The sequence below is a fragment of the Mesorhizobium sp. M1217 genome (assembly GCF_040318275.1).
GTDB lineage: Bacteria > Pseudomonadota > Alphaproteobacteria > Rhizobiales > Rhizobiaceae > Mesorhizobium.
In genome coordinates this window covers 150,995-171,555 of the sequence record NZ_JAMYMA010000015.1, presented here as the reverse complement: position 1 = coordinate 171,555, position 20,561 = coordinate 150,995, and the positions used below count along the sequence as shown (strand labels likewise).

Annotated in this window: 21 protein-coding genes and 5 pseudogenes; 14 read left to right on the top strand and 12 right to left on the bottom strand. The window is 60.2% G+C overall.

The window, feature by feature from the left end:
• Window positions 1-42: 42 nt before the first annotated feature.
• The 11 genes and pseudogenes from istA to NKH37_RS24210 all read left to right on the top strand — a co-directional run bounded on the left by istA (window position 43) and on the right by NKH37_RS24210 (window position 8,742).
• Window positions 43-1,302 carry an IS21 family transposase gene (gene istA, locus NKH37_RS24260; protein ID WP_353041658.1) on the top strand — a complete coding sequence of 420 codons (1,260 nt, stop codon included), beginning with the start codon at window positions 43-45 and terminating at the stop codon, window positions 1,300-1,302.
• Window positions 1,302-2,102: an IS21-like element ISSme2 family helper ATPase IstB gene (istB, locus tag NKH37_RS24255; RefSeq protein ID WP_352483443.1), complete on the top strand. Its 801-nt coding sequence runs from the start codon at window positions 1,302-1,304 to the stop codon at window positions 2,100-2,102. Before istA ends, istB begins: the two co-directional genes overlap by 1 nt.
• Window positions 2,103-3,254: 1,152 nt before the next feature.
• The gene (locus NKH37_RS24250) at window positions 3,255-4,178 is read left to right on the top strand and encodes an MBL fold metallo-hydrolase (protein WP_353004385.1); all 924 of its coding nucleotides are present in this window, start codon (window positions 3,255-3,257) and stop codon (window positions 4,176-4,178) included.
• Between the two features lie 54 nt (window positions 4,179-4,232).
• The gene (locus NKH37_RS34095) at window positions 4,233-4,451 is read left to right on the top strand and encodes a (2Fe-2S)-binding protein (RefSeq protein ID WP_502895853.1); all 219 of its coding nucleotides are present in this window, start codon (window positions 4,233-4,235) and stop codon (window positions 4,449-4,451) included.
• Between the two features lie 608 nt (window positions 4,452-5,059).
• Window positions 5,060-5,812, top strand: a pseudogene (locus NKH37_RS24240) (SDR family oxidoreductase).
• A 108-nt stretch (window positions 5,813-5,920) separates the two neighbouring features.
• Window positions 5,921-6,235, top strand: coding sequence for a hypothetical protein (locus NKH37_RS24235; protein WP_353011169.1), 315 nt, complete (start codon window positions 5,921-5,923; stop codon window positions 6,233-6,235).
• Window positions 6,236-6,246: 11 nt separating this feature from the next.
• On the top strand, window positions 6,247-6,657 hold the full coding sequence (locus NKH37_RS24230) for a cupin domain-containing protein (RefSeq protein WP_353011171.1): 411 nt from the start codon (window positions 6,247-6,249) through the stop codon (window positions 6,655-6,657).
• A 33-nt stretch (window positions 6,658-6,690) separates the two neighbouring features.
• A complete protein-coding gene (locus NKH37_RS24225) occupies window positions 6,691-6,969 on the top strand; it encodes a CBS domain-containing protein (protein ID WP_353004378.1) in 279 nt (92 codons plus the stop codon).
• A 77-nt stretch (window positions 6,970-7,046) separates the two neighbouring features.
• Window positions 7,047-7,690, top strand: a pseudogene (locus NKH37_RS24220) (response regulator transcription factor).
• Entirely contained in the window at window positions 7,683-8,072 is a 390-nt protein-coding gene (locus tag NKH37_RS24215; RefSeq protein ID WP_353004375.1) for a response regulator, read from the top strand. Before NKH37_RS24220 ends, NKH37_RS24215 begins: the two are co-directional and overlap by 8 nt.
• On the top strand, window positions 8,062-8,742 hold the full coding sequence (locus NKH37_RS24210; protein ID WP_353011173.1) for an SOS response-associated peptidase family protein: 681 nt from the start codon (window positions 8,062-8,064) through the stop codon (window positions 8,740-8,742). The genes NKH37_RS24215 and NKH37_RS24210 overlap by 11 nt, the downstream gene beginning before the upstream one ends.
• Window positions 8,743-8,764: 22 nt before the next feature.
• On the opposite strand, the pseudogene NKH37_RS24205 reads toward NKH37_RS24210, so the two are convergent.
• The 4 genes and pseudogenes from NKH37_RS24205 to NKH37_RS24190 all read right to left on the bottom strand — a co-directional run.
• Window positions 8,765-9,040: pseudogene (locus tag NKH37_RS24205) on the bottom strand (ATP dependent DNA ligase); the annotation flags it as partial.
• 27 nt (window positions 9,041-9,067) lie between these two features.
• Window positions 9,068-9,757: an ATP-dependent DNA ligase gene (locus NKH37_RS24200; RefSeq protein WP_353041645.1), complete on the bottom strand. Its 690-nt coding sequence runs from the start codon at window positions 9,755-9,757 to the stop codon at window positions 9,068-9,070.
• Window positions 9,758-9,821: 64 nt separating this feature from the next.
• Window positions 9,822-10,040: a DNA polymerase gene (locus tag NKH37_RS24195; protein ID WP_353004367.1), complete on the bottom strand. Its 219-nt coding sequence runs from the start codon at window positions 10,038-10,040 to the stop codon at window positions 9,822-9,824.
• The gene (locus NKH37_RS24190) at window positions 10,013-10,780 is read right to left on the bottom strand and encodes an ImuA family protein (protein WP_353041644.1); all 768 of its coding nucleotides are present in this window, start codon (window positions 10,778-10,780) and stop codon (window positions 10,013-10,015) included. Before NKH37_RS24190 ends, NKH37_RS24195 begins: the two co-directional genes overlap by 28 nt.
• A 149-nt stretch (window positions 10,781-10,929) precedes the next feature.
• On the opposite strand from NKH37_RS24190, the pseudogene NKH37_RS24185 reads away from it, so the two are divergent.
• Window positions 10,930-11,297, top strand: a pseudogene (locus NKH37_RS24185) (hypothetical protein); the annotation flags it as partial.
• Between the two features lie 301 nt (window positions 11,298-11,598).
• On the opposite strand, the gene NKH37_RS24180 reads toward NKH37_RS24185, so the two are convergent.
• From NKH37_RS24180 to NKH37_RS24170, 3 genes are all read right to left on the bottom strand, one after another.
• A complete protein-coding gene (locus NKH37_RS24180) occupies window positions 11,599-12,267 on the bottom strand; it encodes an NAD(P)-dependent oxidoreductase (protein WP_353041642.1) in 669 nt (222 codons plus the stop codon).
• Window positions 12,268-12,336: 69 nt separating this feature from the next.
• Window positions 12,337-12,810 (bottom strand): SRPBCC family protein, encoded by a 474-nt coding sequence (locus NKH37_RS24175; RefSeq protein ID WP_353011177.1) that lies wholly within the window; start codon window positions 12,808-12,810, stop codon window positions 12,337-12,339.
• A gap of 36 nt (window positions 12,811-12,846) precedes the next feature.
• Window positions 12,847-13,716 carry an SDR family oxidoreductase gene (locus NKH37_RS24170; RefSeq protein WP_353041641.1) on the bottom strand — a complete coding sequence of 290 codons (870 nt, stop codon included), beginning with the start codon at window positions 13,714-13,716 and terminating at the stop codon, window positions 12,847-12,849.
• Between the two features lie 106 nt (window positions 13,717-13,822).
• On the opposite strand from NKH37_RS24170, the gene NKH37_RS24165 reads away from it, so the two are divergent.
• On the top strand, window positions 13,823-14,713 hold the full coding sequence (locus NKH37_RS24165; RefSeq protein ID WP_353011180.1) for a LysR family transcriptional regulator: 891 nt from the start codon (window positions 13,823-13,825) through the stop codon (window positions 14,711-14,713).
• 61 nt (window positions 14,714-14,774) lie between these two features.
• Here the strand turns inward: NKH37_RS24165 and NKH37_RS24160 are convergent.
• Window positions 14,775-15,657: pseudogene (locus NKH37_RS24160) on the bottom strand (AraC family transcriptional regulator); the annotation flags it as partial.
• Between the two features lie 66 nt (window positions 15,658-15,723).
• Between NKH37_RS24160 and NKH37_RS34090 the strand changes: the two are divergent.
• Entirely contained in the window at window positions 15,724-15,891 is a 168-nt protein-coding gene (locus NKH37_RS34090) for a hypothetical protein (RefSeq protein WP_502897832.1), read from the top strand.
• Between the two features lie 2 nt (window positions 15,892-15,893).
• Here the strand turns inward: NKH37_RS34090 and NKH37_RS24150 are convergent, their stop codons facing one another.
• The 4 genes from NKH37_RS24150 to NKH37_RS24135 all read right to left on the bottom strand — a co-directional run bounded on the left by NKH37_RS24150 (window position 15,894) and on the right by NKH37_RS24135 (window position 20,322).
• Window positions 15,894-16,028 carry a hypothetical protein gene (locus tag NKH37_RS24150; protein ID WP_353004359.1) on the bottom strand — a complete coding sequence of 45 codons (135 nt, stop codon included), beginning with the start codon at window positions 16,026-16,028 and terminating at the stop codon, window positions 15,894-15,896.
• Between the two features lie 702 nt (window positions 16,029-16,730).
• Window positions 16,731-17,756 (bottom strand): ABC transporter permease, encoded by a 1,026-nt coding sequence (locus tag NKH37_RS24145; protein ID WP_023721540.1) that lies wholly within the window; start codon window positions 17,754-17,756, stop codon window positions 16,731-16,733.
• 23 nt (window positions 17,757-17,779) lie between these two features.
• The gene (locus NKH37_RS24140; protein WP_353011183.1) at window positions 17,780-19,318 is read right to left on the bottom strand and encodes a sugar ABC transporter ATP-binding protein; all 1,539 of its coding nucleotides are present in this window, start codon (window positions 19,316-19,318) and stop codon (window positions 17,780-17,782) included.
• Between the two features lie 74 nt (window positions 19,319-19,392).
• Window positions 19,393-20,322 (bottom strand): sugar ABC transporter substrate-binding protein, encoded by a 930-nt coding sequence (locus NKH37_RS24135; RefSeq protein ID WP_353004353.1) that lies wholly within the window; start codon window positions 20,320-20,322, stop codon window positions 19,393-19,395.
• Between the last annotated feature and the right edge of the window lie 239 nt (window positions 20,323-20,561).

The window sequence follows — 20,561 nt, the reverse complement described above, 5'->3', positions numbered from 1 at the left end:
CCCGATGATCTGCTCTTCACTGAAACGGCTGCGCTTCATTCTCTGGTCCTCACGTTGGGCCAGAGCGAACTTCAAACCGGATTAAGCCAAAGGGGCAACGTCAGGCTGCATGAGGTCGGCTGGGGTGCGAAGCGCATTGCGCAAGAGTTCGGTTGCGCGCGCAATACGGTTCGCCGCTATCTGCGTGAAGGTGGTGTCGTGGCGTATCGCCAGCCTGCTCGTCGAACTGCATTCGACGGTCTGGACGATTGGCTTAGAGAGCGTTTCTTTCGTCATGATGGAAACGCGGATGTCATTCGCCAGGAATTGGCGAGCGAACATGGTATCGTGATCGGGCTTCGCTCGGTGGAGCTGAGAGTGAAGCGCTGGCGGCGGGAATTGAAGGCGCAGAAGCGCGCGACGGTTCGCTTTGAGACGGCGCCAGGTCATCAGATGCAGATCGACTTTGGCGATACGCGCGTGTGGATCGGCGGCGAGCGGTTGCGCGTTCACCTGTTCGTGGGGACGCTGGGCTATTCGCGACGGGTGCATATCCGCCCCTCTTTACGGGAGCGCCAGGCGGACTGGTTTGATGGGATGGAAGGAGCCTTCCTGCGCTTCAGCGGGGTTCCAGCGGAGGTTCTGCTGGATAATGCGAAGGCTCTGGTCGAGCACCATGACGCGGTGACGCGCGAGGTGAGGTTCAATGCCCGACTGCATGCCTTTGCCCGCTACTGGGGCTTTACGCCACGAGCTTGCGCGCCATATCGGGCCCGCACGAAGGGCAAGGACGAGCGTGGGGTCGCCTACGTCAAGAAGAACGCGATCGCCGGCCGCCGTTTCGAGAGCTGGGCGGCGTTCGAGGCGCATCTGGATCGGTGGACGCGCGAGATTGCCGACCAGCGTGAGCATGGCACGACCGGCGTCGCGCCTGCGGAACGTTTTGCCGCTGAGGCCGGTGCGCTTCGGCCGCTTGCAGGCCGGGCGCCGTTCGGACAACTACGTGATCTGGTGCGCAAGGTTCAGGCGGACTGCGCGATCGACCTCGATACGAACAGCTACTCAGTGCCCTGGCGCCTGATCGGAGAGAGCGTTCAGGTAGTGGTTCTGGCCGGTCGCGTCATCATCCGTCATGCGGGCCGGGTGGTGGCTGATCATTCCCAATGCCAAGGCCGCCGACAACGGATCGTGGACCGGGCGCATTTTGTCGGCGTGGCTGGCGCCGAGGGACCAGTGCGCGCAGCAGCCCCTATAGAGATTGCTCCTTGCGCCTTGCTGCGGCCGCTGGCGGAATACGAGGCGGTTGTCGGGGGAGGCTGGTGATGACGACAGTGGATCACGACATGCTGGTCGCGACACTCGACCGGTTGAAGCTGACGGCAATCCGCGATCAACTCGACACGCTGCTGGATGAGGCTGCACGCTCGAAGATGACCTTGCGCGAGGCTTTGGCTTTCCTTGTGTCGCGCGAGATCGCGCGGCGTGACGAGCGGCGGATATTGATGTCGAGCAAACTGGCGCAGTTCCCGTTCGTGCGCGAACTCGACGGCTTCGACTTCGACGCGCAGCCATCGCTGGATCAGGGACAGATCAGGGAGCTTGCGACCTGCCGCTGGATCGCCCACGGCGACACAGTCCTGTTCCTTGGCCCTCCGGGCACGGGCAAGACCCATCTTGCAGTGAGCCTTGGCCGCGAGGCAATCCGCCAGAATTACAACGTGCAGTTCGTCACGGCAGCCACGTTGGTGGCGATGTTGGCCAAGGCCCACAGCGACGGCTCGCTCGACAAGCAGTTGACGATCCTGTCACGGCCGAAATTGCTGATCATCGACGAGCTCGGATATCTTCCCTTCGAGGCCAATGCCGCCCACCTCTTCTTCCAACTGGTGTCCCGCCGCTACGAGAAGGGATCGATCCTGATTACCTCCAACCGTTCGGTGGGTGAATGGGGGAGCGTTTTTGGAGATCCCGTGGTGGCCACGGCAATCTTGGATCGCCTGCTTCACCATTCAACTGTGATCACCATCAGGGGGGACAGCTACAGGCTGCGCGAAAAGCGACGGTCCGGCCTTCTGCAGAAGGTCGGCTCGGTGCCCGAAACAAACGAAACAGCAAACCAATGAAGGGGTCAGTTCTTCAGTTCGCCAAAGGGGTCAATTCCTGGATTCGTTTGACAGCTATGGCCCAAGGGATCACGTACCGGATGCGGATGTTTGCCAGGCAGGTACGCATAGGTCGGAAGACTCTTTACGGGCAGCAAGCGAGGACGAGACATCGGCCTAGCAAGCATGAAAAGCGCGTTGATGGCAATTCATGTCACATGGGAACTGGCATTCGTCAGAGCTGAGGCCTTGAATGGGATGAGTTCCGGTTTCTGGAGATTTCCCTCCCAATTCCACACTGCCTTTCATGCGACTTTCGAAGCACAAAACATGAACATCCGTTGAGCCTGAACTTGCTAACTCAACGTCGGCTTTGCGCCTCAATGTCAGACGCTAGAGTCACCTTCTTCGTTGCCTGTAAGCAGACATTCGATCGACTGAGCCGATAGGTGACTTTTCCATACGTCCATTTGGACAACCGCTATCGCGCGTGGTCGCCTTAGATCGAGTGGTGGCGAAACAGCCACGTGTAACTTGCACCCAGCTAGGCCTTGCGAGCGAAGCCGGAAAGCGCAGGGCAAGCACTTGGCGGTTACGCGAGATCAGCACCAACACCGCGATGGCCGCCAGGTAGGGCAGGGCCCGATAGCTGCTCCGAGGGGGCCTGAAGGCCCGCGCCTGTCCCTGCAGGATCGTCAAGCCGCCGAGCAGGACGCGCAGCGGGGCGCCATATCGCGAACACTGCCAGCGCCAGCGCTATCCAACCTTTGCCGGCGGCCAGTCTGATTTGTCGTTAAGCAGTCACTAAAGCAGTCAGCCCGCCTGCGGCCGGACGGCCGCCGCGAGAGCGCTTATGCGGCTGCGAGACCGGCAGCAGGATCCGCCGATGATCACGCTTTACGATACGAGCCGTCCGGCAATTGCTACAAGTTGCTCACAGCGGCTATTCCCTGCTCGAAGCGGTCTCTTCGACGTTTGCGGGAGATCATCCGCCCTTGCAACGGTCGGTCATGGACCTTCGCATTGTCTGACCGATACTTCCGTTTGATGGTCGCGCAGGCCGCGGCGGCGCAATCTCGTGTGCAGACGCCGTGTGGCCGTCCGCCGATCCACGGGGCTAGCGGCGGAGGCGGCCGACATGGCCGTGGCAAAGGCGATCAACAGGAGACAAACATGAGCACAAACATGGACGTGGACGACATTTCCGCTCGACCGGGGCCCGACGAGCTGGTTCCATCGCGCTACGCACTTAAGATCGGCGAGATTGACGTGCTCGTGGTCAGCGATGGGATTCTACCAATTCCAGCCCCGACCATCGCATACAACGTCGACCCGGCCGTCCGGACAGCCTGGCTGGAGGACGAATTCCTCTCGCCGGAGACGCTCGAGTGGCCGCTGAACGTGGCTGTGGTGCGCAGCGGCGACCAAACCATACTCGTCGACGCTGGGCTGGGGGCGGACCCGGAGTTGCACTTGCCGCGGGCTGGGCAGTTGATCCATCGACTGACGGCCGCTGGCATCGATCTGGCATCAGTGACTGACGTGGTGCTGACCCACATGCACATGGACCACATTGGCGGGCTGCTCATCGACGGCGTGAAGGAGCGGCTGAATCCGCACCTGCGGATTCACGTTGCAGCCGCTGAGATCAAGTTCTGGGAATCGCCCGATTTCTCCCGCGTGTCCATGCCGCAAGGGTTTCCAGACGCGCTTCGGCGGGCAGCCAAGCGATTCGTCAATGAGTACCGCAGCCAGCTGCGCCCGTTCGAAGACGAACACGAGGTGGCGCCGGGGGTGGTCGTCCGTCGCACAGGCGGCCACACCCCCGGGCACAGCGTGGTCCGTCTGGCGTCAGGCGGCGACCGGCTGACGTTCGCCGGGGACCTTGTGTTCCAGGTCGGATTCGACCATCCCGACTGGCACAACGGCTTCGAACACGACCCCGAGGAGGCGGCCCGCGTCCGCGTTAGTCTTATGCGGGAACTCGCGGCGAACCGCGAGCCGCTGGTGGCCACTCACCTGCCGTTCCCGTCGGTCTGCCATGTGGCGGTCGACGGCGACGCCTTTCGTTGCGTACCGGCGGTTTGGGACTACTGACCGCTTGCCGGGTGACGACCAACCTAGCCAATCTCCGTCGAAAGCCACCGCGCCATGATCATCTGTTCATGCAATGTGTTGAGCGATCAGGATGTCCGCTCCGCCGTCGAGGCGGGGCGGACGCGCTCGATTAGTCAGGTCTATGGCTGTCTCGGCTGCAGTCCCAAGTGCGGCCGTTGCGTGCGCGGCATCCTGCAACGGCTGCGCGCGGTCCTCCCAATCGTGACTCGGCTGCCGCAGGCCGGCTTTCTGGGAGTGACGGCCGCTTGTTGAGTCAACATCGAACCACGACGAACACACGAGTTTGAACAACTGCTCGAGCGCCAAGGAGTCGCGGGTTGACGAAGGGGGCACGGACGCTGTCGCGCTGCAAAATGCGCGAGGGTTCGATAATTTCGATTAATAGAGCGTTACGGCTTCCCCACACTCGCGGATCCCTGCGATTTTTCCATGGACATGATGTATTGTCTCGCTGCTGCTAAAGAGCAGTGGCGAACGGGAAAGTCTGACCGTAGACCGACTACGTTTTCCACGACGCGAGCCGCAGCTTTGCGCTGCGCATCTCGGTCGAAGAGTTCGATTTTGCTATTTGGCCGAAAGTCGCCCTCTCCGCTGACCTCACGCTGCTGATGAATGTGGCCTTCTGATCGCTCCCTGGCCGCATGTCGGTTGGCTAGCAGATGAGACACTGTCTCCTTGCTGACTAGAGTACCCAATCTACGGATGCATCTATCCTAGACCTTCGCACGACATGACAGATGCTTCCGTTCGATAGTCTGGGCCTGCGCCCCGATGCATTGTCCGAACGACGGGAGCTGATCCGCCAGCGGTTGTCCGCTCGGTCAGGCAATCAATGCCGAAACGCCAACGAGGAAGTCGTCATGAAGATCGTGGTTATTGGTGGCACCGGGCTGATCGGCTCGAAACAGTCGAGAGGCTGCGTAACAAGGGCCATGAAGTCTTCGCCGCGTCACCGAACGGCGGCGTCAACACCATTACCGGCGAAGGCCTCGCGAAAGTGCTCGCCGGAGCGCAGACCGTCATCAACCTGGCAAATTCGCCCTCCTTCGAGGATAAGGCAGTTCCGGAGTTCTTCGAGACCTCCGGCCGGAACTTGCTCGCAGCAGAAAAGCTGGCGGGCGTGACGCACCACGTCGCACTTTCGATCGTGGGGGCCGAGCGTCTGCCCGATAGCGGCTATATGCGCGCCAAGATTGCCCAGGAAAGGCTCATTCGGAGCTCCGGCATCCCCTACACCATCGTCCACTCGACGCAGTTTTTCGAGTTTCTTGGCGGCATCGCGCAGTCAGGAACGGTCGGCGACATCACCACAGTCCCGAGTGCCTATTTTCAGCCAATCGCGTCTAACGACGTCGCGGACATCATGACCGAGGTTGCGCTCTCGCCGCCGGTCAACGGCGCGATCGAGATCGCGGGTCCGGAGCCGGTCCGCATGAGCGAGCTTGTCGCGCGGTTTTTGAAGGCTACGAACGATCCGCGCAAAGTTACCGCGGATCCCCATGCGCGATATTGGCACGCTGCTGGACGACCACTCGCTCGTGCCAAGCGACCATCCGCGCATCGGCACAACGCGCTTCGAAGACTGGTTCAGCCACGCCTCGCTCCACGGATGATGTGTGGCCCGCGCGCCTCAAGGTCAAGCAGGATGAGACAATCCTGAAGCTCAACCTCCTTCGGGTCCAGCTATGAGACCGCAAGAAATAAATGCAGGAAATGATGAAATGCCTTACCATGTAAGAGAACAAGCCGACGGCAATGGTTCCTCTGGATTCTACGTCTACAACGACGAGAAATACATCGCCGGCCCGCGGCTCGAAGGTTGTCAGGCTACGAACTACATCGAGACACTGACTGATGGCCGCTATATAGCAAAGGCTGACAGAACCACGGTCATGCGAGACCGCAGAAGTAACGGCAAACTTGTACTGCGCGAGAAACGCGATCATCAACCCCATCTGCTCGCGCCGCATCCCCTCGGCGAGAGCCTGATCGCCGGCCGCCCCTCCCATCGGCTGGCGATCCCCCATCACAACTAGGAGCCAAGACAATGACCAGGACTACACTCCTCATCGCTGCTGTCGCAGCCATCTCCGCAACCGGCGCTCTGGCCGACGATTCGCACGGCCCCAGGGCCACGCTGGTCTACGACCAGCCGCTACCCAACGTTCCAGGCAAGAGCATCAAGGGCGTGCTTGTCGAATATGAGTCCGGCGGCAGTTCCCAGGCGCACACTCACGCAAAGTCGGCATTCATCTATGCCACGGTCCTTGAAGGAGCAATCAACACTCAGGTCAATCACGGTCCGATAAAGACTTATCGGGCCGGCGAAAACTTTTCTGAGTTTCCGGGTGATCATCACACCTTCGAGGAGAATGCCAGCAAGACGGAACGCGCGCGCATGCTTGCCGTGTTCGTTGTCGATACGAACGACACCAACCTGACGACATCCGAAAAATGAGCTCGACAGCAGGCGATCTCTCGGAGGATTTTGATGCAAATCGAACAACTCAACTCGATGACGAAGGCTCGCCTGATGGTGCTCGACGCCAATGCAGCGGTGCAAGTCGCTGCTCTTTCGCTTTCGAAGCCCGGTATTGGCCTCGTCGTCGTGTATGACGACAATGGAGCGGCTGCAGGCGTGCTAAGCAAATCCGACCTCATCCGCCACCTCACCGGCGCAGGATCGCCGACGCCGCCTGCCTCGGCCGCACAATGCATGGATTTCCATAGGGTGCAGTCGGGACGTGGTGGGACTAGGTTGCTGAGGTGAGTCCATCAGTCCAGATTCAATTGCTGAGCAAGTTGCTGCACGAAGCGCCAACAATCCCCTGAAGGGAGGTCTGCGCCGTGACTGATCATATTGTCTTCGTGGTAGATGATGACGAGCGCGTTCGGGAGGCTCTGAGCGAGTTGCTCGCTTCACACGGACTGCGTGCCCTCGCCTTTGGATCGGCTGGGCACTATGTCAGCGCGGACAAGCCAGACCTTCCAGCCTGCTTAATCCTCGATGTCGAGTTGCCGGATATCAGCGGGCTCGATTTGCAGAAGCAGATCGCGGGAAGGGATCATCCACCGATCGTCTTCATAACAGGGCATGGCGACATCCCGTCATCCGTCCGGGCTATCAAGGATGGCGCGGTAGATTTCCTGACCAAGCCTTTCAGCGATTCTGATCTCATGGCCGCAATTCGCGTGGCGATCACCCGCGACCGAGAAATCAGATCGGAGCGCGCTGAACTTGGCGTGTTGAAGCAGTGCCATCAGGAACTCACGCCACGCGAGCGTGAGGCGCTGCCGCTTGTGGTGAGTGGCCTGCTCAACAACCAGGCCGCCGCCGAGCTTGGGATCAGCGAGGTCACTTTGCAAATCCACAGAAGAAACGTCATGCAGAAGATATGGCAGCATCCCTTGCCGATCTCGTGCGTATCGCCGAGCGACTGGAAATACCGATAACCCACTCGCGCCGGGCGGCAGGGAGTGAGCGTGAGTAAGCATAAACCTATTGTGGCGGTGGTCGACGACGACCCAAGACTTCTCGAGTCAATGGAGGAGCTCCTCGAATCCGCTGGCTATGTGGCCCGCAGCTTCTCGTCGGCGCAACAACTGTTGATCTGCGGGCTAACGGGGTTCGATGTGCTGATCACCGACATCGGAATGCCTGGCATGGATGGCTTTGAACTTCGTGACCTGGTGAACAGGGCACGCCCGGAGCTGCCGGTCTTCCTGATCACAGGTCGTCACGAGATAGTCGATCAGGACCGAGCGAAGGGGATGAGCGGGTTCTTCCGGAAGCCCTTCGATGCCCACGCCCTACTTGGGGCCATCGGCGAGACTTTGCGCAACCATGACGCGGAGGACGGACATGAGAGTTGACCAGCCGCTCTTATGGAGATCGGCGCCGTTATCGCAGCAGCGGAAGGGTGAAGCGGACCCGGTGCTCGTCATTATTGTCGATGACGATACGTCTGTTCGGGAGGCCCTGTCGGAATTGATCCTGTCGGCGGGTTTCCAGCCAGTCTCCTTTGCCTCGACCCGCGAATTGCTTGACTCCGATGTGTTGGACAGTCCAGGTTGCCTCATCGTCGACGTGCGCAGCGGTCTCGATCTGCAGCGTCATCTGGCCCAAAACGAAGGCGATATGGTGCAACGGCGCTGGAGCTGGCCCGGACCGAACAAGCGGCCCGTTTATAATTTCCGTTCAGAGGGCCGAGAGTTCTCGTCGAACCGGTGCCTGATCGTGGCGGACGGCTTCTACGAGTTCACCGATCCGGAAGACCCCAAGAAGAAGCGCAAGGACAAGTGGCTCTTCACAAAGAAGGAGGAGCCGATCTTCTGCATCGCCGGCATCTGGCGTGAAATGCCTGGGGTCGGCGAGGCATTCACCATGCTGACGATGGAGCCAGGACCCGACATCGCGCCCTACCACGACCGGCGGATCGTCATCCTCGAGAGCGGATTGGCTCGACCCTTCGGTGTCGGCCAAGTCGCTGATCAAGCCCCTTCCACCCGGCACGCTGCAGGTGGAGCAAGTCGGATGAAATGAAGCGATCGGCGACCGATGCCGATCAGGGATGGGGCACGGAACGCACCACCTGCCGGGCCGGCTTGTCCTGCCGCTCACCTTGATACGAGACCTGACGCAGGAGATTGTCTTCCGTCCAGGTGAGATAGGCGACCTCGACCACCATTTCAGGCCTGACCCAATGCACGCGCGACAGCTCAAGGGGCGAGCCGAACCGGCTCTCACGTGGCGGTGGGGCGTCGAGGGGCATTCGAGCTGCCTGAAGTGGTTCAAGCCGGCCAGCCAATCGCTTGAGCTCTGCAACCGTGATGCCGGTGCCGGCGCGGCCCCGTACATCAGACGACCATCATCGGTGTAGTAGCCCAGAAGCAGCGAGCCGAGATGCGGCCGGCTTCCAGTCGGATCGGTCCAGCCGACGACGATGAATTCCTCTCTGTTGAGACACTTTGACTTGATTGCCGGATGCATAGGCGCTGTCGATCCGCTTTGAGATAGCGCCCTCGAGTGCAAGCCGACAGGCATGCTTGCGGAACGCAGGCCCGTCATCGATGACGTGGTCGCTGAAGCGCAGGCTAGGCATATCGGACGAAAACAGGCCTTCCAGTCGCGCCTTGCGATCTATCAGCGGCAGCTTCGCAATGCTTTCTCCGTTGAGGAACAGAAGGTCGAAAGCAAAGAAGACAAGATCGCCCGTGCGGCCTTCGTCCATGGCGACCTGCAGGCGGCTGAACGAGGTGACGCCGTCCGCCCGGACAGCGCACAGCTCCCCGTCGACATAGGCGTCTTTCACCGGGAGCGCGCGCAGGGCCGCTATCGTCGCTCGATAGCGATGCGACCAATCGAGGCCGGTGCCGGTGAGCAAGCGGATGTCGCTGCCGTCGATCCGCGCGTGCATGCGGTATCCGTCGTACTTGATTTCGTGAAGCCAATCGGGGCCGTTGGGCGCTTCGTCGACCAGCCGCGTCAGCTGAGGCTCGGTCCATTTCGGCGGATGCGTTTTATTCGGCTTTGTGGGGTTCACCGTCTTCCGCGCCAATTGAGATAAAACGTCGTCATGCGGGCCAGACTACCACATGATGACGGTATATCCGCTGCAGCTTCTATCGGAAATCCCGCGTCTTCACCTTGATGCGATCAATGTGCTCGTCGGGATCGACGATATCGCGCGTTTTCGGCATCACGCGCGGATCGATTCCCGATCCGCCGTGATGAGCCTCGTCCCCACGGCCGCGCGGCAACGGAAACGGCGTCTCGCGGTTTCCCACGCTGGCCAGCTCGGCCGATAGATCGGTCAACTCGTGCGCGACGAGATGCACCACCTCCCCTTCCCGCTGGATGCGGCCGCGCGCGCCGAGCATGGCCGACGAGAGAAGCACGCGACGGGGACGCGAGGGCTTGGCACAGGCCGGCTCGATCTTCTGTTCTTCCGCGTCGACAATCGCATCGAGGCGATCCGTGTCGGCACCGCACTGCCGGTGCGCGATGTCGACGGCAGGACCGACACCCGCCAGCGTGTCTCGGCGGCGGTTGGCTGACCAAAATCGGTCGCTTCAGTCTGTCGCCGCCAGCGGCGAATGGCGATGCCGATGGCGCCGGAGCTTTCGGCGGCAAGCTGCAGGCGCCGTGAGGCCGTCATCGACAGCCGGGCTATCTCGGCAACGACAGCGCCAAAACCGCCACGAAGACCCTCTTCGAAGCAGGCGAGAACGGATTTCTCGTCGCCGGCTTCGACATAGATCACCCTTCCCGGAGGCAGGCCGGCCTGTTCGATCGCCGGCGCGAACAGATCGGGCCGGGTAACGCACCACAGCACCTTGCCGACAGTGCGTGCGGCAATACCGGCAGCGAAGAGTGCCGCGGCCGCGCCATCGACAGCGCCATTCCCTCCGCCTGCGACCTCGTGCAGACCGCCAAGAGCCAGTCCTCCTCCCGGCAGAACCCTGTCGATTGCGATCACTCCAAACGGCAAAACGGTGCGAGCGCGCGCGTTTCCGCCTTCGAGACGCGCAATGCGTTCTCGAAGCTCGGAAATGGCAGCAGGGGGCGCCGATACACTCATCTGACCCTTGAAACGCGGAAAGCCTGTGATATGTTCTATATTTGTTCTCGTCGTGGCTAAGAGTTAACCGGGATAATGTCGTGCCCCTGCGGAGGAGGCATTCCATACTCGGGCCACATCTTCAATGCGGAAATGCGAGTCCATTTTTGGAAAAGGCCATGCAGATCCACATGCAGCGCATCGTCGGGTCGTTCGTCGGCTCCGCCTACGGCGCCGGGCAATTCTACAGCCGCGCGGTCACCGAGGCTCGTGATCTGACCACGAAACTCTCCAACGATACCATAGACGAGGACCTGGACGGCCCTGTAGGCTTCGATATCGCGCCCAACGCAAGCGCGAGTTCGCAGCCGACATGGGCCTGCAGGCCCACGTCGTTCGCATGGCAGCCGAAGGTGCCGTCTCGGCTTACCAGGACATTACAGGCGAAACCTGGAAGCCCTACGCTCGCCCGGTCGAGCAGCCTGCAAACTCGGTCGACCAAAAGGCCGCAACGGTCCAAATGGCAGCCTTCGAATAGGACGATCGCGGGGCTTTGCCCCGCCTTCCTTCAGCGTCCGCAACGCCATTGCGACCTGGTTCTGAAAAAGAAAAAAGGGCCGACGGAAAACCGCGGCCCATAACGTGTGAAGGTCATGGACCTCCAGAGGGGAACAGCTGCTGCGGCGGAACTGGGAGGAAGCCGCCATGTGCATCAACTGAAGTCTGTATGGACGAATCACGCTGCACTTAATTTTTTGTGCAGTGCAGCTATGCGCGGCTCGTTTGACCGCAATCGTCGCGCTGGCGGTTTTCGCTTTGATAGGCCGTTCAAGCCAACCCTACCCAGTGATCAACGGCAACTTATGTAGCCACCGATCCGTGGTGACTTGATCCAGCACGAAGGCCGCAACGTTTTCGCGCGAAATGGAGCCTCCGCGGAACTGGTTCAAGTTCGTGAGCGTCTGGATCGTGGTGCGTGCAGGCTTGTTGTTGAGAACTGAAGGACGGACAATAGTCCAATCCAGATCGCTGCCCTTGATGATTGCCTCCTGACGATTCTTGTCGGCATAAACCTTGCGCAGGAGCAAAGGGAAGATCAGCTTGTCGAAGAGGAAACCGCCGTGCCCTGCGCTGTCGCCAGCGCCCATACCGGTGATGGCGACGAGACGCGAGACGTGTTCCGCTTTCATAGCGCTGACAAGCGCTCGGGTCGCGGTCGAAAGAAGGGTGACTTCGCGAAATGGGCTTGCGGGTGTGCCGAGCGCGCTAATCACGGCATCGCGACCCTTGACGGCTTGGCGCAACACCTTCTCGTCACGGGCGTCTCCAACGACGATCTTCACTCCCTTCATGTTTGCGGCCTTTTCCGGCGAGCGCACCAGGAGGGTGACATCGTAGCCGCGGCTTACGGCCTGGCTGACGATATGGCGGCCGGTCGGCCCGGTGGCACCGAGCACCAGGATATTCGGTACGGCGGCGAAACGTGTTTCAGAGACGGGTGTGGTCATGATTTTGGTCCTCTTGAAAGCCTGGCGCCTCTCAGGAGGCCGCCCTGTTGGGTTGGATGCTGGTGATAATCAGAGGCGGCCCTCTGCGAGCAGTTCGCGGGTCCGCTTCAGCGTCGACAGCAGGGCCGACTTGTAGCCCTTGTCGCTGTCGAACTGCGTCTGCTCGGCCTGTTCCTCTGGGCCATCAGCCTCCTTGCCGCGCAGGCCGAGGTAGCAGTAGAACTTCAGCTGCAGTGCGCCGGCTTCGTCCTCGAAAAGCTCATTGATAATGGCGCCTTCGCGTGGGCCGGTCGCCTGGAAGAAGGTGACCTTGCTCTGCGGCTCGAGGGTGATGATCTCCCTGATGTCAGAGCTGGCGATGGTGGCTTGGCGCACGAAGTGGGTTTCACTTTCCTCCACGACATCGCAGCGGGTGCAGAGACCCGGCGGGAGGAACAGACGCGCGTCGCGCGCCTTCAGTTCCAAACCCTTCCATACTTGCTCCCGGGTGAGCTTTGTTTCGCCTTCCGGATTCACCGGGACGGTTGCGGTCGAATAGATCATGTCGATGGTCCTTGTTTGAAATTGTGGCTGATTGCCTCAGGCAGAGGCAGCGGTTTCCGAGGCAAAGTCGCGGTAGGAGCGGAGCGGACGTCCAAGAAGCGTCGTCAGGCGCTCGACATCAGTGCCCTCGGGCAGCATGCCATCGGTCAAAAATCGCTCGCCCATCATGCGCATGTCGTAGGCCATCCATGGCGGCATGAACTGCTTGAGGTTCTGCTCGAAGGCAGCCGTATCGCCGCCGCCATAGTTGATCTGGCGAGCGAGCACGTCCGACCAGATCGCGGCGAGATCCGCTCCGGTAAGGGTATCGGGACCGACCAGGTTGATGCGAATGATCGGGAGCGGCTGTGCGGCCTGTTCGCGGCGCAGCAGCTCAAGGGCAGCAACCTCCGCGATATCGCGAACGTCGATCATGGCAAGCCCCTTGTCGCCGACGGGCATCGGGTAAACGCCGTAGCCTGCGATGACGTCCTTGATCGTCAGATCGTTCTGGATGAAGTAGGCCGGACGCAGGATGGTAGCATGAAAGCCCATCTGCTCGATCATCCGCTCGACGCCGAACTTGCCGGCGAAATGCGGCACGTTCACGTAGACGTCCGGGTGAATGACTGACAGGTAGACGATCCGTTCGACGCCAGCCGAGCGGGCGACGTTGAGGGCGATCAAAGCCTGGGTGAACTCGTCTGGTGCGACAGCGTTCAGCAGGAAGAGCGTCGAGACACCGTCGAAGGCGGTACGTAGGGAGTCGACGTCCAGGAAGTCACCTTTGACGACGGCAACACCTGCCGGGAAATTGGCCTTGGAAGGGTCGCGGACGAGAGCGCGGACATCAGCGCCGCGATCGACGAGGTGATGGATGACTTGGCCGCCGATATTGCCGGTGGCGCCGGCAACGAGAATGGTCATGGGATTTTCTCCGGGTTGGTATTGCTTGACACCCGGAATATGGCTGGTTCATTCTTAAACCAATAGGCCGTTAATTTGGACAGTTCGTCTCACAGGTGGAACGATTATGGATCTCGTCGCCCTTGCCGATTTCAACCTTGTCGCGCGTCACGGTGGCTTCGGCAAAGCGTCGCGGGCGTCCGGCCGTCCCAAAGCGACCTTGTCCCGACGGGTTACGGAACTGGAGGCTGCCCTTCAACTTCGGCTGTTTGAACGTGGCGCGCGCAACCTCAAACTCACTGAGGAAGGACGCGCCCTTCATGAGCGGACAGCCGCTCTACTGACGGAGCTCGACGAAACGGCGGCCACGATCGCGGCGGGCGGGGACAAGCCGCGCGGCAGGTTGCGCATCAGCGCGCCGCTGCTGTTTTCGCAGACCGCCATGGGCAGGATCGCGGCGGGCTTTGCATTGAAATATCCCGACGTGCGGTTGGAAGTCACGACAGAGGACCGAGCCGTGGACATGATCGAGGAAGGTTATGATCTGGTCATCCGGGTCAATCCGGACCCAGACGAAAGTCTTGTCGGCCGAGCCTTTCTGCATGATCGCCTGGTCGTCGTGGCAAGCCCCGATCTGCCCCGGCCGGCGGCAGATCTCTCGGTGCCAGGTGTCGTGCGTGGGGCCAGCGATCGGCAGACCTGGAACGTCGTGACTTCAGAAGGATCCGCGACGATCGGGATCGACCCCATTCTCGCACTGTCGTCCCTCATCATGGTTCGGGATGCCGTGCGAACCGGCGTAGGCGCTGCTCGTATGCCGATTTCGCTGGTGAGTCACGACCTGGCCGACGGCACTTTGCTGCACTGGGGTGATATCGAGAGTTCCGAGATCGCGCTGTGGGCGCTTTACCCGTCGCGGCGTCTGTTGAGCGCGCGTGTATCTGCCTTCCTGGATTTTCTGAAGCAGGCTTTTCCCAACGGAACGCCCGATGAACTGGCGGCCTACATCGGCAAGTGAGGGCCAAAGCAGCCTGCTCCACATTTTGCAATCGGGCCGGCGTTACCCAAGCGGTGTTTACCCGCGAATAGGCGCCGGGCGGCATTCCCACATGCCGACTTAACGCGACGCTGAAGGCGCTTGCCGAGCCATAGCCGACGCGTTGCGCAATCTCCGCCGTGGCAACATCCTTGCGAAGGAATTCCTTCGCCAGCGCCATGCGCCAGCCGGTCGCGTATTCCATCGGGGCCACGCCAACCTCCCTCCGGAAACGATCGAAGAAGGTCGAACGGGACATGGCGGCATCCCGCGCGAGTGTTTCCGCCGTCATGCTGCGACCTGGATCCGCGTGAATCCGACGCAAGGTCGGTGACAGCAGCGGATCGGCCATACCGCGCAGAAGACCGGGCGGGGCCGCGGCGCTTGCCGTTGAACGCAAAGCTTCGATCAACAGCACCTCCAACAACCGGTGAAGCACCATCTCACGGGCGGGTCCGGTCGGCTCTCGTTTCGTCGTTTATCATCCCGACCAGCATCATCAGCCGCTCTTCGCCCTGGACGTGGATAACCTCTGGTAGCAACGAGACGAGAAGAGTCTTGTCATCCGAGCCAAAGGCACAATGGCCAACCATCGCCTTGATTTCGGCGGTCGCTTCTGGGTCTCCGAGCCGGAAGACACCCGGGCTGGTCTCAAGACGTTGGGCAAGGGCTCCGCGAGGAGGCGGTTCCAGGCTGCTCATCGTGAACGAGAAGATTTCCGGAACCAGCACGAAGTCGCCCGCCATCAGCAACATCGGCTCACGACCGGGGATCGTCATCCGGCAATGGCCTTCGACCACGGCGCAATAAAAAGGGCTTCCAAGTTCTGTGCGCTCGACGAGCCACTGACCGCCGCCTGTCACCAGCTTTGAGATAGACGGGCTTGGCTTGAGCAGGGAAACGACTTCGGCGACTGGATCGGTCATGGTTCGGACTCATGCTAAAAATCTTGGACGACCAAATATACCTTTCGGTCCGGGCAGGCGAGCTTGGTGCCGAGGGCAGCCGGCAGCGCCGTCACGCCTGCCACTGTCGACAAGGTCGTCGCCGCCGCTCGCTCGCTCGACTATCCTCGCCGCTTGCCGGAAGCTCATCACGGGGTGATCAGGATCGAGGTCATCCTGGTGCGTCCGGGCGCTGGACGTGACCAGCGCGTATAGCATCACGAGGGGCGGTCGAAGCGGCGGGGCCGATCGATGCTCTGGTCAACAATGCCGGCGCGGCCGCCGTGGAACGGCAATTGCAGCGCTTCGTGCTCAAACTGACCCTCCGGTGGGGCTGAAACCGACTGCTTCATTCACGACAACCATCCTTTGCTCGAGGTCCACACGCAGATATTCGGAACCGGCCGCATGCAGAAATTCCGGAGAACGACCAGGCAACACTTTGTCAAGATTTCCTCATGGTGCCGGGCTTTACCCATGAGGCGTTTTGCCGGGTCAGCGGAACGAACCAGGGGAAATATCCATAGCATCGCTATTTCGCCGACACCGATGCGGTTTGGTTGGCCATCGAACTGCACCCAATCAGCTAAGTTGATCGTTGCGTGGTGGAGCGACTGTGGGCGGTTTTTGCCGTAGGCTCGAAGCGTCCAATCAATGGTAGAAAATGTCCAACCGCATCAGATCGTTCACTGACTCGGCAACGGCCCGTAGGATCGCCCTGCGCCTCCCCGACGCTCTGGCAGCGGCCCGTTTTGTAAGATCCGACGCACGGCTCGCCCCATGCTTGTCGACAAGGCGACGAGCAACGTCGTGAACCCTGGCCAAATATCGCCACCTTTGAGATATGCATTCGACTAGTAGGTCGATGTCAAAATGCTGAAATGTCAAGCTGTGTAGCGCTTTGATCTGCATTTTCGATCTCCATCGACGGAATTTTTCAGAATTGACCTGAAGTCTGTTTGTGCTTGCGGAACTTCCCTGCCTTGGTGAGTTTTATCTGAACGGCTTTTTATTGTACCTTTTTGGAATAGATGCCGTTCCAGCGCGGGCTCGATCTAGGAGCGCTTCTGCCGATTGCGGTAGACATCAATGGTCACGGCCGTGACGATGATCAGGCCCTTGACGATTTCCTGGTAGTAGGCGTCGACCCGCAGAAACGTAAAGCCTGACGACATCACGCCCAGGATCACCACGCCGATTACGGTGCCCCCTATCCGGCCCACCCCGCCGGCAAGCGACGTTCCGCCGATCACGGCTGCGGCAATCGCATCGAGCTCATACATGTATCCCATGCCGGATTGAGCCGTCTGCGCGCGCGCCGCTGTGACGATGCCGGCGAGGCCGGCAAGCATTCCGGCGATCGCGTAGACCTTAACCAGATGCCTTTCGACATCTATGCCGGAGACCCGCGCTGCCTGGACGTTCGCGCCGATGGCATAAGTGTACTTGCCGTACCGGGTGTAGCGAAGCGCAACATGGAAAATCATTGCAACGACTATGAAGACAAACACCGGCCATGCGGCCGAGCCGATGGCGGTGAATTGATCAGTCAGCCCGGAAATGGGCTGGCCTTTTGTATACCATTTCGAAATGCCCCTTGCCGAAACCATCATTCCGAGCGTTGCGATGAACGGCGGGATTCGGGCATAAGCAACAAAAACGCCGTTGGTCATACCTGCAAGCAAGCCGATCAGGACGCCGATGGCGATTGGCACGATCGCCGGCAGATCGGTCAATGAAGGATAAAGCGCCTTCGACCATTCCGCGGATTGGGCAAACCCAGCCGCCATCATTGCGCTTGCCGCTACCACGGACCCCGAAGAAAGGTCGATGCCGCCGGTGATGATGACCTGTGTCACGCCGATTGCGATAATGCCGACCACGGACACCTGGAGGATGGTGATCGTCAGGCGCTGCGGATTCCAGACGAAACTCTGCCCGATCAAAAGCCAGCCGCACACCTCGCAGAGGAGAACGATCCCCACCAGGACCAGGAAGATATTGAGTTCCTGAGGTTTTCGCCAACCGCCAAAGCTGCCGCGGTACTCAGGAATGGCGGCGGCTGTTGTGTCTTTTCCCATCGTGCAGTTCCTCTATTCCTCACTTACTTCGAAGCGAGTTCCATTATTTTGACCTGCGTCGCCTCATCTCGGTCCAGAACGCCGGTGATCTTTCCTTCATGCATCACCATGATCCGATCGCTCATTCCAAGGATCTCCGGCATCTCCGAGGAGATCAGAATGACGCCCGCGCCCGCGGTGGCGAGTGAGGAGACAAGGGCGTGAATCTCGGCTTTGGCAGCAACGTCAATGCCGCGTGTCGGCTCGTCCAGGATGAGGATGCCCGGTCTGGTCAAAAGCCAGCGTCCGATCAGCACCTTCTGCTGATTGCCGCCCGATAGGTTTTCGACCGTGGTGTGGATTCCGGAGCTCTTGACGCGCAACGTCTTGCTCATCTCACTGCATGCCGCGGCAATCACCTTGCCTTGGACGAAGCCAGCTTTGACGAATTGGCTTTGAAGAGCGGCAATCTGCATATTCTCAAGGACGTCGAGGACGAGAAAACAGCCGCTTTGTTTTCTGTCTTCTGTCAGGAAGGCCATTCGGTTGGAGATCGCATCGCGTGGCGATTTCAAATCGACGCGTTGCCCGTTTATCCGTATCTCGCCGCTGGTGGCGGGCGTCACCCCGAAGATGGTTTCGGCGACGTTGGACCGCCCCGACCCGATCAAGCCGGCGAGGCCCAGTATCTCCCCCGCCCGCAGATCAAAAGAGACCCCCGAGAAGACGCCGCGCAAAGTGAGGTCACGAACCGAAAGTAAAACATCATCGGTCGGAACATTCTTTTTCGGGAACAGTGTTGAGATGTCTCTGCCAACCATCATGTGGATGATCTCATCCCGATTAGTGGCCGCTGCCGCATGAGTGCCGATATATTTGCCGTCACGAAAAACGGAGATCTCGTCCGATATCTCGAAGATCTCGTGCATCTTGTGCGAGATGTAGACGATGCCGATGCTCTGCTTCCTCAGGTCGCCTATTATCTCGAAGAGGTGAGCAGACTCGCGCTCAGTCAGCGCTGACGTGGGCTCGTCCATGATCAGGACGCGCGAGCGATAGGAAACCGCTTTTGCGATTTCCACCATCTGCCTGTTGGCAATCGAAAGATGACGAACTTCCGCCTCCGGGTTCAGGCTGATCTTCAGCTCCGCGAGAAGATCAACCGACAAGCGATTCATGCGCCGGTGATCGATGATCCCAAATCGATTGCGCGGCTCTCGGCCGATCCAGATGTTCTCCGCGACCGTCATCGAGGGCATCAGGTTTAGCTCCTGATGGATCATCCCGACACCCTGTGTCAGCGCGTCGAGCGGGGTCTTGAACTGGGCGGAAACGCCGTCGAGGAAGATTTCTCCTGCATCGGGTTGATATATCCCCGCCAGGATTTTCATCAGCGTGGATTTGCCCGCGCCGTTCTCGCCCATCAGTGCATGGACGGTACCCCGCCTGAGTTGAAAGCTCACATCGTCGAGTGCTACCACGCCCGGAAACGACTTGCTGATCCCGCTCACGCTCAGCAGGCAAGACTGACGCTTGTCCTCAATACCAGGCGGGGTACGCGTGACGGCGACTGTGGTCTGCATCGAAGTCGTCCCAAATCCAGATCGAACGGAACAGTCCGCGCACGGGTCAAATGACCGGCGCGCGATGCTGGCGGTCAGTTCCTTTTCAGGTACTTGTCCATGTTGTCCTTGGTGACGAGTTCGAGCGTGGTGAAGACCTTCTTGTCGCTCTTCGCGCCTCGGGCCAGCTTCAGCACCGTGTCGAGCGAGCCTTCTCCCTGGCTGATCGCGTCCTGGAAAACGGTCACCTTGAGATCGCCCGACTTCATGGCTGTCAAGGCGTCCTGCGTCGCGTCGATGCCGGCAACGACGTAGTCGCCGGTTGATCCACCACTTGCCTTGATGGCCTGAAGCGCACCCAGCGCCATCTCGTCGTTGTTTGCAATAACAGCGTTGAAGTTCAGGCCTGCCGACAGCCAGTTTGTGGTCAGGTCGAGCGCCTGCGTGCGCGACCAGGTCGCCGTCTGCTCTTCGACGATCTCGATGCCCTTGCATCCATCGGACTTGAACACCTCGTGCACTGCCTCGGTGCGGCCACGCGCAACCAGGGTTCCAAGCTCTCCCATCAGAATGACGGCTTTGCCCTTGCCACCCAGCAGGCGACAGACCTCTCGCGCCTCCAGGCTGCCTGCCTGGATCTGGTCGGAGCCGACGAAAGCCTGCTTCTCCGGCAGCTGATCGACGTTGGAAGGCTGATTGTTGGCGAACACCAGAGGGATTCCGGCTTTGTCGGCGGTCTTGGACATCGCGACGCCGGCATCGGCCTCTACCGGGATCACGATCATGCCGTCGACCTTGGCGGCAATGAAGTTTTCGATCTGGCTTTGCTGCCGGGCGATGTCGCCCTGAGCATCCTCGATCAGCAACGTCACGTTCCCAAGGTCCTTGGCGTGCGCCTCCAGACCACTGCGAAGAATCGCGAGAAAATTGTCGTCGAACCGCTGCATGCTGAAGCCGATTGTTTCAGCCTGAGCAGGGACGCCGAGCAGCGTTAGACATGCGGCGGCCAGCAAAATCTTTTTCATGTTCCGTCTCCGTCGGTTTTTTTGATGATGGAAAGCTTTGTCTTTGCCGACTTCGCCCGGTACCCGTCGGACTAGCGGCAGCATCGCAAGAAAACGATCGTGGAAGTTTCAGGCGTGGCGTTGCCCCCATGCGAGACGTGTTCAGCGCCTTTAAGCCTGCTGCGAAGCTCTTTGGCTTGCTACAGTTGGTAAAACGATACACCTGATTTTTTTCACCTGTCAACTCCCTTTGACCTGGT